10 protein-coding genes, 3 pseudogenes and 4 riboswitches are annotated in these 14,523 nt (G+C 29.7%); of the genes and pseudogenes, 8 read left to right on the forward strand and 5 right to left on the reverse strand.

What is annotated here, in order from left to right; all coding sequences use genetic code 11:
* Positions 1–26 precede the first annotated feature (26 nt).
* Positions 27–1,478, reverse strand: coding sequence for a PLP-dependent aminotransferase family protein (locus HGI79_RS10895; protein WP_185650713.1), 1,452 nt, complete (start codon positions 1,476–1,478; stop codon positions 27–29).
* A 386-nt stretch (positions 1,479–1,864) separates the two neighbouring features.
* On the opposite strand from HGI79_RS10895, the pseudogene HGI79_RS10900 reads away from it, so the two are divergent.
* Both HGI79_RS10900 and HGI79_RS10905 read left to right on the forward strand, forming a co-directional pair.
* A pseudogene (locus HGI79_RS10900) lies at positions 1,865–2,389 on the forward strand (IS4 family transposase); the annotation flags it as partial.
* A 94-nt stretch (positions 2,390–2,483) separates the two neighbouring features.
* Positions 2,484–3,425, forward strand: a complete 942-nt coding sequence (locus tag HGI79_RS10905) for a DHH family phosphoesterase (RefSeq protein ID WP_185650715.1) — start codon at positions 2,484–2,486, stop codon at positions 3,423–3,425.
* A gap of 679 nt (positions 3,426–4,104) precedes the next feature.
* Here the strand turns inward: HGI79_RS10905 and HGI79_RS10910 are convergent.
* Both HGI79_RS10910 and HGI79_RS10915 read right to left on the reverse strand, forming a co-directional pair.
* On the reverse strand, positions 4,105–4,935 hold the full coding sequence (locus HGI79_RS10910) for a MetQ/NlpA family ABC transporter substrate-binding protein (protein WP_185650716.1): 831 nt from the start codon (positions 4,933–4,935) through the stop codon (positions 4,105–4,107).
* A gap of 190 nt (positions 4,936–5,125) precedes the next feature.
* Positions 5,126–5,236: riboswitch (SAM riboswitch) on the reverse strand.
* Between the two features lie 249 nt (positions 5,237–5,485).
* Positions 5,486–6,388: a D-alanine--D-alanine ligase gene (locus tag HGI79_RS10915; RefSeq protein ID WP_185650717.1), complete on the reverse strand. Its 903-nt coding sequence runs from the start codon at positions 6,386–6,388 to the stop codon at positions 5,486–5,488.
* 250 nt (positions 6,389–6,638) lie between these two features.
* On the opposite strand from HGI79_RS10915, the gene HGI79_RS10920 reads away from it, so the two are divergent.
* The 3 genes from HGI79_RS10920 to thiE all read left to right on the forward strand — a co-directional run bounded on the left by HGI79_RS10920 (position 6,639) and on the right by thiE (position 8,898).
* Entirely contained in the window at positions 6,639–7,058 is a 420-nt protein-coding gene (locus HGI79_RS10920) for a hypothetical protein (RefSeq protein ID WP_185650718.1), read from the forward strand.
* 106 nt (positions 7,059–7,164) lie between these two features.
* A riboswitch (TPP riboswitch) is annotated at positions 7,165–7,265 on the forward strand.
* Positions 7,266–7,449: 184 nt separating this feature from the next.
* The gene (gene thiD, locus HGI79_RS10925; RefSeq protein WP_185650719.1) at positions 7,450–8,253 is read left to right on the forward strand and encodes a bifunctional hydroxymethylpyrimidine kinase/phosphomethylpyrimidine kinase; all 804 of its coding nucleotides are present in this window, start codon (positions 7,450–7,452) and stop codon (positions 8,251–8,253) included.
* 33 nt (positions 8,254–8,286) lie between these two features.
* The gene (gene thiE / locus HGI79_RS10930) at positions 8,287–8,898 is read left to right on the forward strand and encodes a thiamine phosphate synthase (RefSeq protein ID WP_185650720.1); all 612 of its coding nucleotides are present in this window, start codon (positions 8,287–8,289) and stop codon (positions 8,896–8,898) included.
* Between the two features lie 94 nt (positions 8,899–8,992).
* Here the strand turns inward: thiE and HGI79_RS10935 are convergent, their stop codons facing one another.
* On the reverse strand, positions 8,993–10,366 hold the full coding sequence (locus HGI79_RS10935; protein WP_185650721.1) for a sodium:alanine symporter family protein: 1,374 nt from the start codon (positions 10,364–10,366) through the stop codon (positions 8,993–8,995).
* 105 nt (positions 10,367–10,471) lie between these two features.
* Positions 10,472–10,559: riboswitch (glycine riboswitch) on the reverse strand.
* Positions 10,560–10,564: 5 nt separating this feature from the next.
* Positions 10,565–10,645, reverse strand: a riboswitch (glycine riboswitch).
* 202 nt (positions 10,646–10,847) lie between these two features.
* On the opposite strand from HGI79_RS10935, the pseudogene HGI79_RS10940 reads away from it, so the two are divergent.
* The 3 genes and pseudogenes from HGI79_RS10940 to HGI79_RS10945 all read left to right on the forward strand — a co-directional run.
* Positions 10,848–11,123, forward strand: a pseudogene (locus tag HGI79_RS10940) (transporter substrate-binding domain-containing protein); the annotation flags it as partial.
* 1 nt (position 11,124) lies between these two features.
* Positions 11,125–11,238 (forward strand): annotated as a pseudogene (locus HGI79_RS22790) (amino acid ABC transporter permease); the annotation flags it as partial.
* A gap of 668 nt (positions 11,239–11,906) precedes the next feature.
* Positions 11,907–12,863: a patatin-like phospholipase family protein gene (locus HGI79_RS10945; protein WP_185650722.1), complete on the forward strand. Its 957-nt coding sequence runs from the start codon at positions 11,907–11,909 to the stop codon at positions 12,861–12,863.
* Positions 12,864–13,011: 148 nt separating this feature from the next.
* Here HGI79_RS10945 and pepT read toward each other — a convergent pair whose 3' ends face one another.
* On the reverse strand, positions 13,012–14,262 hold the full coding sequence (pepT, locus tag HGI79_RS10950; RefSeq protein ID WP_185650723.1) for a peptidase T: 1,251 nt from the start codon (positions 14,260–14,262) through the stop codon (positions 13,012–13,014).
* Positions 14,263–14,523: the final 261 nt, after the last annotated feature.

The following is a 14,523-nucleotide window of genomic DNA, read 5'->3' on the forward strand; positions in this document are numbered from 1 at the left end:
GAAGCTAACGAGTATATTAATTAAGTTTAAGGCTTCCCTTCTTGCAGTGCAGCTACAACTTCACCTATTATTTTAAATCCATCTTCAATGTGTTTTTTAGAAACTCTAGAAAATCCAAGTCTCAGAGTGTTTTTCCCCTTGTTATCTGTGTAAAATATGTCTCCTGGAGTAAAAATTACTCCCCTCTTACAGCACTGATCTAATACTTCTCTTGCATCTATTCCATTTAACTTTATAAATATATGAAGTCCACCTTCACCAAGTATTTCACTACATAAAATATATTTTTTAGCACATTCTACTGCATACTCATATTTTTCTTTATAAACTTTTCTAGATTTTTTTATATATCTTTCAAAAGTGCCACCTTGAAGATATTCATAGAATATCGCTTGGTCTAAGGATGATGTATGAATGTTTCTAGCCCTTTTTACACTTTCTAAATAATCTATTAACTTACTATCTCCTAGTATCCAACCTATTCTCATACCTGGAAAAAGTATTTTGGAAAAGCTTCCTATGTATATAACACTGTTACCTTCTCCACTTAATGCCGCAATAGGCGACACATGAGTTCCTGAATATCTTAATTCTTCATTAAATCCGTCTTCAATTATTGGTATATTATAGTCCCTAAGAATCTTATATACCTCCACTCTTTTTTCTGCAGACATGACAATTCCAGTAGGGTTATGGTAGGATGGAATCAAATATGAAAGCTTAAAATTATCTTTCTCTAAAGTCCTCTTTAACTTATCAATATTTATACCATCTCTGTCCATGTCTATTCCTACAACCTCTAGATTATGAAGTTTCATTATCTTTATAGCAGTATTATGAGTTGGATTTTCACAAAGTATCTTATCTCCATTATTAGTTAAGCAAGATAAAATTAAATCAAAGCCTTCAGTAAAACCGTTAGTTATAATAAGATTCTTTCCTTGTACATTTACACCTTTATTTTTCATATATTTTAATAGATATTCAATGAGAGGTTTATACCCTTGAGCATATCCATAATTTAATATTTTTTCCCCCTCAATAGACAACCTATTTAAAAAAGCTCTCTTTACTTCCTCTATATCAAAAAGACTTTGATCTGGAGCTATACTTTTAAAAGATATCATTCCTTTTTTCCACTTAGCCTCATGCTTTACAATATCTAATTCTTGAGAAACCCTTGCTAAGTTGTTTATATGACAACCCCAATCAATGCTCCATTTCTCCTGAGGATTTATCTTAATATCTGCAATAAAAGCACCCTTACCTTTTTGCATGTATACAAATCCTTCTTCTTCGAGATACTGATATGCACATATTATTGTATTTCTACTTACCTTTAAAACAGAGGACAATTCCCTAGTAGATGGAAGCTTTTCGCCACTTCTTATCATACCTCTAAGTATCATATCCTTTATATAATCTTTGATTTGAATATATACAGGCGTATTTTTATCTAATTTTATATCTAAAAACATATTTTCACCTCTATATATATTTTCACACAAATATGACTATAAATAAAGATTTTCTTATTTTATGAATAATCATAACTTGAATTTTACTTATACTCAGGAGTATATCACTAATGTTGAAGTCAAATTTAAATATTTTTAATCAGTCTTAGCGAAAATTTTAAAAAAACCTTAGACATTAGTCTAAATCCGTGAATTTAAAACATAAATTTTATAAAAAATTTGAGTAAAACTTTATTTAAATGCATTTGAGTATAATATTTTTATAGAATAGTTTGCATAGGCGTAAATCCAAACCTAATATTGGTACTAAACCATTATATCTATAGTATAAATATAAAGAAAAAAGCTACTCCTAATATTATAATAAATAAAAAGGAATAACTTTTATGAAGAATATTAACTCAGTAGATAGCATGGCTAAAATAGAAAAAATTATTAATAATCTTTCAAAGAAGATTATTAATAATTTGTCATTAGCTGTTAAATTCACTAAAAGAAATAGTAAGTTAGATGGTTTTACATTTTTTAAAGCATTTACATTTGGCGTATATAGTCTTCAAAATATTTCATTGAGAAACATAGCAGATTTTTGCCAAGAAACAGTATCTGGACTAACTTTGTCCAGACAGGCTTTGGAAAATAAACTTAAAGTAGGTTTTGAATTCTTAGAATCTATTCTTAGACATATTATCGAAGATAACATACTTAAAACAATTAAACATAACCATATAGAAATATTTAAGATTTTTAACGATATAAAAATCTGCGATAGTAGTATAATTAAAACTAGTGATTCATTAAGAGATATTTATAGAGGATTTGGTACAAAATGGAATTCAGAATCAGCACTTAAAATACAAACAGTATATAGCTTTAAAAATAAACTGTTAGATACATTTGAAATTGAAGATGCTATATTATTTGTATATAACTGGTTTAGCTTTACGCCTATGGAATAGTTTGTTCAAAACATGATAATTATACGAATTTATAGGAGGTTACTAAATGAATATAAAAATATTTACTCATAATGATTTAGATGGAATAGGGTGTGCTGTTTTAGGACTATTGTGTTTTGATAAGGCCGATATTGAATATTGCGGTTATGAAGATATAAATAGCAAGGTTAAAGCTTTTATAGATAACAAAGGTTACGATAACTATGATCATGTTTATATAACTGATATATCAATAACTCTTGAACTTGCTGAAATAATCAATAATACTGAACCTGAAGTATTTGAACCTGGATTTAACCTGTGCGAATCTTTCACTTTAATAGATCATCATCCTACTGCACTACACTTAGAAAAATATTGGTGGTGTGACATTGAAGTTGAAAATGAACTAGGTAAATGTAGTGGAACAAGTTTATTTTATAAGCACATACTTCAATCATTACATTATAACGTAAAGTTAAGTAATAAAAAAATAAAAGATTTTGTGGAAACTGTAAGGCAATATGATACATGGGAATGGAAAACAGTTTATAAAAATGATAACCCTAATAAATGGAATAATTTACTTGGTTTATATGGCATACAGAAATTTGTTGATAGAATCATTAATAAGTTAACAACTGAAGAAGCTTTTGATTTTGATGATACAGACTTACTAATGCTTGAATTGGATAGGGATAAGAAAGAGCAATACTTTGAGTTGAAATCAAAAGAATTAGTCAATATTAAAATTGAAAATTACAATGTTGGAGCAGTTTTTGCAGATCAATATATATCTGAACTAGGGAACTATTTAGCTGAAAAGTTTACTGAATTTGATTTTATTGCTCTGATTGGTAATAAAACTGTTAGCTATAGAGGTATAAAAGATAATATTGATTTAGGATTAGTGGCAAAACAATTCGGTGGTGGTGGTCAGCCAAAAGCTTCAAGAAGTCAAATAGATAAAGATAAACAACTAGAATATATTAAAAGCTTATTCAAATAGTTCGCAGTTCAACTATATCTTGGTATAACCTTTTGAATATGGCTTCACTTTTTATAAACGGTTAAACTTTTTTTACAAAGCTACACTATTATTATGAAACTTCTCTTTTTTGTGTCAGAGGCGTACTCACAGAGTAAGCAACCATATCAAAATCATAGATTCTGACTCTTTAATTAAATTTGAGATTTAAACTTATTAAAAAGTATTTATGACGCAAAGAACCGGTAACATATACCAACACCTAGATGAGGTTCTAAAGTTGAAACCTCGTATAGATATCCAATTTCATAACTTCACTTATACTAGGAAATATACTGACAATTCTGAAGATCATTTAAATACTTTTCTTTATGGTCTTAGCTAAGTATTTGAAAGGTGTTTAGACCTTTAGATTTGTTTGAGAAAAGCGAGTTTATCAAAGGTCTATTAAATTCATAATGTAATAAAAAACTCAGCACCTAGTAAGTACTGAGTTTTTATCTACTATTGTTTAGGCTTTTTTCTATTCTTTACGTGCTTTTCTTGAACATCACTTTTATTAGTTCTTTTTGTACCAATATTTACGTCTTGTTTATTTATACCGCCTTTGGTCATACGGTTACACACCCCTTTCTTAATATTAGATTTACCTTAGAAAGAGGTTTTATTCCTATATACTTAGCAATATAAACTATAAACTTTAAAATGCTGGTACTATGCTTCCTTTGTATTTATCTTCTATATACTTTTTAACTTCTGGGGAAGTCAAAGCCTTGGAAAGAGCTTGTATATATGGTTGATCTTTGTCTTTTGTTCTAACAGCAAGTACATTAGCATAAGGTGAATCCTTTGATTCTATAGCTATAGCATCTTTTGTTGGATTTAATCCAGCTGGAATTGCATAGTTAGTATTTATAACTGCTGCATCTACATCACCTATAACTCTTGGAAGTTGTGCTGCCTCTAATTCTGTTATTTTAATATTCTTCTTATTTTCTGTAATATCTAACTTAGATACAAGATCTCCATCTTTTAACTTTATAACAGCTGAAGCTTGTAATACTTTTAATGCTCTAGCACCATTTGATGGATCGTTTGGTATTGCAATTGTTGCTCCATCTTTAAGTTCATCTAATTTTTTAACCTTCTTTGAGTATACTCCCATTGGCTCTAAATGAACTTTAACAGTGTAATCTAAATCAGTATGCTTTTCTTTATTAAATGAAGTTAAGTAAGGTATATGTTGAAAGAAATTTGCATCAAGTTCTCCACTATCTAAAGATGTATTTGGTATTACATAGTCTGTAAATTCAACAATTTGAAGATCATAGCCTTCTTTTACAAGTAGTGGCTTTACTACTTCCTTAAGTATTTCTGCATGTGGTGTTGGTGATGCACCTACTTTTATAACCTTTTTAGTTTCTTTACTAGTATCATTTTGCTTAGCAGCCTCTTGTTTTTGTCCACAACCAGCTAATCCTAAAACAAGCAAAGCTGATACAGCTATTGATAAAATTTTTCCTTTTTTCATAATAAAATTCCTCCTAATAATTCTCTATTCAAATGCTTTACTTTCTTTTTAACTTTAAATATAGTCTTAACTTATCAATGTAAACAATCAATAATTGCATAAGAACAAAAGTACTTTAATTGGCCGGCCTTGTTCTTATTTAAAAAAATTAAAACTCGAGGAAAACCTCGAGTTTAAAATCTCAACGTTATCCTCATCTTCCAGCTTACACTGTAGGATTTAGCACCACTGTATTATTAAATGAAACAATACTGGTTGCTGGGCTTCATAGGGCCAGTCCCTCCACCACTCTTGATAAGTAAGTACTTATTATTAAATTCATTGTTTAGATTATATCAACCAATAAATATCACGTCAATACTATTTTGATTTTTTTATTCAAGGTATAATTTTTTACAAATGATTTATTACATATTTATCATTATTTCACTTTTAATATATGATACTTATCAATTACGCATTAATTATATTATTAAATTTATATTAATCTAACTGTAATTTTTATATTTAATTAATATAGATACCCACAGCTTAAATTTAATTTATACATCTACCTTTTTTGTTTTAATGAAATTTCAATTATTTCATCTAACAATTCTGCAAAACTCATATCCACAGCCTTTGCACTCTTTGGAAACAAGCTATTTTTAGTCATTCCTGGTAAAGTGTTAAGCTCAAGTATATAAGGTACACCTTCCTTTATTATCATATCAACTCTAACATATACACTACACTTTAGAGCCTTCCAACACTGCAAAGCCATTTCTTCAATTTTAGCCTGCAGCTCTTTTTCAAATTCAACTATAATTTCATCTGATCCACCATCTGAATATTTTGCAGTGTAATCAAAAAACTCTGACTTTGGTTTTATTGCAATTATAGGAAGCATTTTTCCATCTAATATACAACAAGTTATTTCATCGCCCTTAATATATTCTTCTATCATAACTTCGTTATCATAATCTAATGCTAATTTTACAGCACTTTCTATACCTTCTTTACTTTTAACTATATTAGTAGCTACACTAGAACCTCCACAATTAGGTTTTACTACTACTGGGTATCCCATCTTTTCTATATAACTATAATCTAGTTCTTCTACACTTTTAACAGACAACCAATCTGCAGTGTTTATACCTGCTGATTTTAACACCTTTTTAGTGGTATCCTTATCCATACAAACTCCACTAGTTAAAGGACCACACCCTGAGTAAGGTATATCCATAGTTTCAAGCACCGCTTGAACCGTTCCATCTTCTCCAAACTTGCCGTGAAGTGCAAGGAATGCAAAATCTAAATCTTTAGTTTTTTCTATAACATCATACTTTTTATCTATAATTATAGGAACTATTTCATATTTATCTTTATTTAAATAACCTGCTATTTCTTTTCCAGATTTTAACGATACTTCTCTCTCAGAGGATATTCCTCCCATAATAACGCCTATTTTCATTTATATTTCCTCCATGCAACTTAATAATTCTTCTAATAACATTCTATACTTTAATGAAAATAAAGAAAGTACCACCTATGTACTTTTTTATAACCTATGTGGTCTTTATATTATAAAAATTAATTTGTCGCTATTGTAACATATAATTTGTAATAATATAATTAGTAATGTAGAAAAATAAAGTAATTTACAAAATTTCCATAATGTAATATGATTGATATGTACTTATTGTCGAATAAGGAGATTTGAAATGGAAAATTATCTAAATGTTACAGATTTATATTATAAAGATGTAGAAGAGTATAAAATTGATATTAATACTACTCTTTCTTGTATGAGTTCTACCAGCGAAAGACTGATATTTGCTGTAGTTGCAGAGAAATCAGGTATAACTCGTTTTGTAATACGAAAGTATCCTGAATTAAGAAACTACATACTAGAAAAAATTATATATTACAAGGAAATACAGGTTATAAACAAAAAAATAAATAGAGCTGTCAACAACTTACTTAAAGCAAATAAAAGTCTTACTTTTATATCCATAATAAATAAATGTAGACTAAGCTCAGATATTATCTATGGAAATGAATATGTTAAAGAAAAAGTTCGAAGTGTATTAGTTGAAAATAAACATAATATAACTACTAAAAAAAACTGCACCCGCTTATAAAGAAAGACTTAATATTTGTCTAAAAGGCATAATACTTATGCTTTAGTTATTACTATTGTACTATTGCATATTTTCATATATATAGTACAATAGTGGTAATTAAATAAACCCTTTGTGGGGGTGCCTTCTAGGCTGAGAAGAGTTATCTCTAACCCTTTGAACCTGACCCAGATAACACTGGCGTAGGGAAGCAAACATTATCTTTATAGTTATGTATATTTCAGTGTATTGCTTTTCTGCAATACATTTTTTATTTTCATTCTAGTAATTAAAATAATATATATTTTTTCACTGTTTTATCCTTATTATCTTAATGTTCTTCGTTTAAAGTCTGGATTAGGGGTTGTATTAACTCAAAGTTTTCTAACACATATAAATAGAGGTGGTTTAAATGAAAAAAGTATTAACAATTGCAGGGTCTGATAGTTGCGGCGGAGCTGGTATTCAAGCTGACATAAAAACCATGAGTTCTCTTGGAGTCTATGGTATGAGCGTAATAACTGCAATAACTGCACAAAATACATTAGGTGTACAAAAAGTAATGGAAGTTACACAGGAACTTATTGAAGCTCAGATACGTTCTATATTTGATGATATAAATGTAGATGCTGTAAAAATTGGTATGGTTTCAAATAGCAAAACTATAGAGATAATAAAAAATCTGCTAACTGAATACAAGGCTAAAAACATAGTTGTAGATCCGGTTATGGTATCAAAAAGTGGCTATTTCTTACTTAAACCAGAAGCAGAAGAAGCTATAAGACAACTAATATCTATTGCAGACCTAGTAACACCCAATATACCTGAAACTGAGGTTTTAACAGGTATAAAAATTGAAAATGAAGCTGCTATGAAAGAGGCTGCTTTGCTAATAAAAGAAATGGGTGCAAAAAATGTACTTGTTAAAGGCGGCCATAGATGTAATGATGCTAATGACATCTTACTTTCTGATGACAGTTTTATAACGCTTGAAGGTTATAGAATAGATACAAAAAATACTCATGGAACAGGCTGTACCCTTTCTTCTGCCATAGCTTCTCATTTAGCTAAGGAACACAGCATACAGGAAGCTGTTTCATTATCAAAGCTATATATAACAAAAGCTATAGAAAACTCATTTTCTATAGGTCATGGTGTAGGTCCTGTAGGACATTTTATAGAAGTTTATAAGAAAGCTGGTGTGTCTTTTGAATAAAATTAAGAATTTACAGAAGGAAGGTAAAGTTATATGACAATAGATTATAGTCTATATCTCATAACAGATAGAAGTTTTTTAAAAGGTAGAAGCTTAAAAACTGTTGTAGAAGAAGCAATTCTTGGAGGAACTACTATTGTTCAAGTAAGAGAAAAAAATATCTCCACTAGAGAATTTTATAAAGTCGCAGTAGAAGTTAAAAAAGTAACTGATTACTATAAAGTTCCTTTAATTATAAATGACAGAATAGATATTGCTCAAGCTATTAATGCAGATGGAGTACATCTTGGACAAGATGATATGCCTTTATCTATAGCCAGAACTATTCTTGGCAACGATAAAATTATAGGTATATCTACTGGGACCCTTGAAGAAGCTATGGAAGCACAAAAAGGCGGTGCTGATTATTTAGGAATTGGTGCTATATTCTATACTGGAACTAAAAAAGATATTGATGTTCCTATAGGTATCCATGGATTGAAAAATATTCATGATAATATAAAAATTCCAGCCGTAGCTATCGGTGGCATCAATGAAACTAACTTCAGGGATGTACTAAATACTAATGTAGAAGGTATTGCTATTATATCAGCTATATTAGGTAAGGATGAAGTAAGGTCTGCCGCTAAAGCTCTAAAATTATAAAACCATCAAAAAAATTTACTCTTCTGTATTTTTTAAGTATGTCTATACAAATACAGAAGAGTAAATCATATTTCATAATATAGAAAAACTATATCTATGCAATTTTTTTTGATTTCTTAGAATTAATATCTTTAAAATAACTCCTAGTCTCAGAAACTATAACTCCACTTAACCCTATTAAAGCTATAAGATTTGGAATTGCCATAAGGCCATTTACAATATCAGCTATTGTCCATACTAATTCAAGTTTTAAGAACGCACCAATAGCTACTAAAAATATAAATATATATCTATAAGGCTTTATTCCTTTTACTCCAAATAAATATTCAGTACATCTTTCACCATAATAGTTCCATCCTAGTATAGTCGTAAATGCAAAGAAAATAAGTCCAACAGTTCCCACAAACTTACCTATTGCAGGTATAGGCAATCCTAATGAAAAAGCATAATTAGTCATGGCAGCACCTTTATATTCTGAACTCCATGCACCTGTAGATATCAGCACTAATCCAGTCATAGTACATATAACTATAGTATCAAAAAAAGTTCCTGTCATGGATATTAACCCCTGACGAACACAGGATTTTGTTTTAGCAGCAGCTGCTGCAATAGGAGCACTACCAAGACCTGACTCATTAGAAAAAACACCTCTTGCAATACCATTTTGTATAGCTTGTTTAACAGTGGCTCCTAAAAATCCTCCTGCTGCTGCAGCTGGAGTAAATGCACCTTTTATTACTAGCATTATTGAATGAGGAAGCATAGAAGCATTATAAATTAAAACTATTATAGATGTTAACACATAAAAAACAGCCATAAAAGGTACTATTAATTCTGATACCTTAGATATACTATTTATACCTCCAATAGTGACAAGTGCAACTAACACAGTTATTATAATTGATGTAATCACAATTGGAACGTTATATGATACATTTACAGATTGAGTTATAGAGTTAATCTGTGCAAATGTTCCTATACCAAAGAATGCTACACCAATGCCAAATAAAGCGAATAATTTTGCCAACCATTTTATACCTAGACCTCTTTCAATATAATACATAGGTCCACCTGACATCTGTCCATTTTTATCTGTAACCCTATATTTTATTGCTAATAACCCTTCTGCATATTTTGTTGCCATTCCAAAGAATGCAGCCATCCACATCCAAAATAAAGCACCAGGTCCACCAGCTTTAATAGCAGTAGCAACACCTACTATATTTCCTGTTCCTATAGTAGCCGCTAAAGCAGTACACAAAGCAGCAAAGCTTGTAACATCCCCTTCTCCGCTATCATCATTTTTATCTTTAACAAAAAGATATTTTAAAGCTAGTGGTAATTTAAATACCTGAAGTATTCCGAGACGTACAGTAAGATAAACGCCTGTTCCTACCAGTAATACTAATAAAGGTGGTCCCCAAATAAAAGAGTCCAATTGATTGAGTAAGTTAGTGATTTGTTCCATTTTATCCCTCCATATAAATTTAAAAATGTTATTCTTTAGAGACAGAAATGAGAAAAGATAAAATGATATCAGATAAGTAATATATCCGACTCATAATAAAAATATTATCTATCCCCTGTCCTTTTACCTGAGAGTTTCGCCTTTAGGCTTTCTCCTTCGGTGCTCATTAAAGAGTCTCTCCAGAGGCTCGTCCAACAACGGTCATCAACTATACTTAGAACCTGAAAGATTAACTTCTTCGGTGGATAATAAAAATCATCTCTCTCCCGTTATCTTCATTCGAACTACGAAGTTTATTCTAATATATTATCAATTGTAATGCAATATATACTGCAATATAATTTTTAAAACTTGAATCTAACACTTTACAACTTTAATATACTAAAGTATAATATCTATTGTAATTCTAATTTATAAGACGGAGGTACTAAGAATTAAAAAAAGACTGATATTATTGTCAATAGCTGTATTTGTGTTAGGAATTTTATTTTCAGGTTCTGGACAAACTAAACAAACTGGTGATAACTCTTAGAATGATATGAAACAAAAAGGTGAATTTGTTGTTGGATTGGATGACAGCTTTCCTCCAATGGGATTTAAAGATGATAAAGGTGAAATTATTAGTTTTCATATCGATCTTGCAAAAGAAACCGCAAAAAGAATGGAAGTTAAAGTTGTATTTAAACCAATTCAATGGGATGGTGTTTTAATTAGCTTAAACAATAAAGATATAGACGTAATTTGGAATGACTTAACGAAAAACTTCAGGGATTAACCCCCTAAAGGCTATACTAGGTTTACATACCTGGGCCTTTAGAGGAACACCTTTACTTCTACAGCTTTTCTTTGCCTATTTTGGATTACCTGCAATCTGTAGATAAAGGTTATTTTGAAGCTGCCAAGGAAACAGTAACAAGAGACTTTACCATTTACCCTTTTGTTTAGCAGCTATTACTTATCTTGTGTGAACTTCTTTAATAGTTTTTATATTTTAAAAACTTGAAAATAAATATTCTTTATATAAAGAATAATATTAATTTAACTTAACAAGTTCTATTATTTTTTACTTATAGAACTTGTTTTTTCTTTTCTTTTTTCATTTTTTGGGTCATCTATAAATTCTAAACACTCCTCAATTACATCCATTGTTATCTGAAAATTATCTTTTTCTTTCATTTTAGACCTCCTGTTTATATTATTATTTATTATTAATTACATTTCTGTAAAAATATAACTATAATATTATATCACATTTTTAACAATCAAACATTAATATACTGTGATAATTAAAAAAATTTTATTCAACCATTTTATTCTATAGACATTATTAACAATTTAGTAAATTTATATAGTTTCTGAGTATAATCTAAATTTTAACTGTAAAACACTATATAATTCTTAATAACACCTTAATTTACATGAATAAAATTTATTGTAATTTAAAAATAACTTTTTTGCGTTAGCTTTAATAATATATATATATATTCATATTTTTCAAAAATAGTGATAAAAATATAAGTTTTTAAGGAGTTGGATATATATGAAAGCTAATGCCGTTTTTGAAGGCGGAGGTATGAGAGGTATAGGTATAGTTGGAGCTTTAGCATATTTAGAAAATCAAGGCTATGAATGGCAACATATAGCTGGCACTTCTGTGGGTGCTGTAATAGCTTCACTATTAGCAGCAGGTTATACCTCTAAAGAAATGATGAACATATTATCAACTATGAATTTCAAAGATTTTCTAGATAAAGATGGGTTTCATCGCCTTCCTTTACTTGGTAAAGCCATAGGCTTCCTAGTGGATAAGGGACTATATTCTGGTGATTATTTTGAAGCTTGGATAGATAAACTTTTAAAAGCAAAAGGTATAAGTAAATTTAAAGATGTTACAGTAGATGGAAAATGCAGACTAAAAATAGTTGCTTCAGATATAACCAGAAGACGTACTTTTGTACTTCCCGATGATTTACCACAGTATGGAATAAAGCCTATGGAATTTTCAATTGTAAGAGCAGTAAGAATGAGCATAAGTATACCCTTCTATTTCAAACCTGTTCAATTTTTACATGCTCATGGTCTAAGCTATATAGTTGATGGCGCACTGTGCTGCAATTTTCCAATAAACATTTTTGATAGTGATAAGATTATTGACATACCAACCATTGGTTTTAAATTTGATTGTCCAGATATAAGTAATACTAGAATCGGGAAAACTGATCCAATCTCCTTTCTAATGGATATTGTAAATACTATATCTGCCGAAAAAAATAGAGAGTGGCTAAGAGAAGAAAATATTTCTAGAACTATATTAATTCCCACAGGAGATATTGCTCCCACAGATTTCAATATATCATCCGAAAAAATTTTAAGGCTTTTCAAGTCTGGCTATAAGAGTGCTTCTAAGTTTCATACTTCCTGGGACTTTAAGGAATATATAAATAAACATTGTCAGCATAAAATAACTGAAAAAGAGGCTAAAGAACTTTTCAGTTAAGGGGCTATATCAAAAATGAAAATTCATGAAAAACTTGCATAAAAACTCGGAATAATTCATACAAAAGCAGGATTTATTACTGAAATTAATTTTATTTTTAGTAATAAATCCTTTATTTTCCAAATAGCTAAAAAATATTTTACAAAAACTATTTTGAGGTAGCCCTAATATTATTATTTTTTGAATATAGTTCTACTATCTTAAGTATAACTTCAACAGCTTTTTCCATAGCAAATGTAGGTATATATTCATATCTTCCATGGAAGTTATGACCACCAGCAAATATATTTGGAGTTGGGAGTCCCATAAATGAAAGTCTTGCTCCATCAGTACCTCCTCTTATAGGTCGAACCTTTGGCACTACACCTACAGCTTCCATAGCTTGAAATGCAATATCAACAACAAATTTTACTGGTTCTATTTTTTCTTTCATGTTTCTATATTGCTCATTTATTTCTATAGTAATAGTATCCTCACCATATTTATGATTTAAAGTTTTAACGATATCCTTCATGAAGCTCTGTCTTTTTTGGAAAGCATCCATATTAAAATCTCTTATTATATAACCTAACTTAGTTTCTTCAACATCGCCATTTATAGAAACTAAATGATAAAAACCCTCATATGCTTCTGTATTATCCGGAGTTTCATTTTCTGGCAGCATTCCTATAAATTCATTTGCTATAAGCATAGAATTTATCATTTTATTTTTAGCATATCCTGGATGGACATTTCTACCTTTTACAATTATCTTAGCAGCTGCTGCATTAAAGTTTTCATATTCCAATTCTCCAATAGCTCCGCCATCCATGGTATACGCATAATCAGCATTAAATTTCTCCACATCAAAATGATCTGCTCCACGGCCTATTTCTTCATCTGGAGTAAATCCTATACGAATATCTCCATGTTTAATTTCAGGATGTTCAATTAAATATTGCATTGCTGCCATTATTTCAGCTACTCCCGCTTTATCATCTGCTCCAAGCAATGTTGTTCCATCAGTAGTTATTATAGTCTTTCCCACATAATCCTTTATTTCTGGGAAGTCCTTGGTACGTAAAACTATATTTTGTTCCTTATTTAAAACTATATCATTTCCATTATAGTTTTCTACCACCTGAGGATTAATATCCGTACCTGACATATCTGGACTTGTATCTATATGTGCTATAAAACCAACGGTAAGTAAAGCTTTATCAATATTTGATGGCAGTGTAGCCATAACATATCCATTCTTATCTAAAGATACATCCTTCATTCCCATTTCCCTTAACTCTTTTGTTAACTCCTCTGCAAGAACTAACTGTTTAGCTGTACTTGGAACTGTATTAGACTCCTCATCCGCTCTAGTATCAATTTTCACATACTTTAAAAATCTTTCAACAACCGTATACATACACAAAATCCTCCTATAATATTCTTTATGTAATATATGATTACTTAGTAAAAACTCATTACTAGTTATCTACAGATTATATCAATATTCATATTGCATTACAATTTCCCTAAAAAACTCAAATACACCACCATAACCCTTGATGTTCAGTGTAGGGTTACTTGGTGGAAACTTAAATTATACGTAGGGATATATTACCTATACTGAAGTCACATTTAAATATTTTTTAATTAGTCTTAGCGAAAATTTGAGAAAAATCTT

This window comes from Clostridium sp. DJ247 (assembly GCF_014231265.1).

Coding starts and splice junctions, on each gene's coding strand:
- pepT (WP_185650723.1), bottom strand. CDS start 14,262: ATGTATACGGTTGTTGAAAGATTTTTAAAGTATGTGAAAATTGATACT.
- HGI79_RS10945 (WP_185650722.1), top strand. CDS start 11,907: ATGAAAGCTAATGCCGTTTTTGAAGGCGGAGGTATGAGAGGTATAGGT.
- HGI79_RS10905 (WP_185650715.1), top strand. CDS start 2,484: ATGAATATAAAAATATTTACTCATAATGATTTAGATGGAATAGGGTGT.
- HGI79_RS10895 (WP_185650713.1), bottom strand. CDS start 1,478: ATGTTTTTAGATATAAAATTAGATAAAAATACGCCTGTATATATTCAA.
- HGI79_RS10920 (WP_185650718.1), top strand. CDS start 6,639: ATGGAAAATTATCTAAATGTTACAGATTTATATTATAAAGATGTAGAA.
- thiE (WP_185650720.1), top strand. CDS start 8,287: ATGACAATAGATTATAGTCTATATCTCATAACAGATAGAAGTTTTTTA.
- HGI79_RS10935 (WP_185650721.1), bottom strand. CDS start 10,366: ATGGAACAAATCACTAACTTACTCAATCAATTGGACTCTTTTATTTGG.
- HGI79_RS10910 (WP_185650716.1), bottom strand. CDS start 4,935: ATGAAAAAAGGAAAAATTTTATCAATAGCTGTATCAGCTTTGCTTGTT.
- thiD (WP_185650719.1), top strand. CDS start 7,450: ATGAAAAAAGTATTAACAATTGCAGGGTCTGATAGTTGCGGCGGAGCT.
- HGI79_RS10915 (WP_185650717.1), bottom strand. CDS start 6,388: ATGAAAATAGGCGTTATTATGGGAGGAATATCCTCTGAGAGAGAAGTA.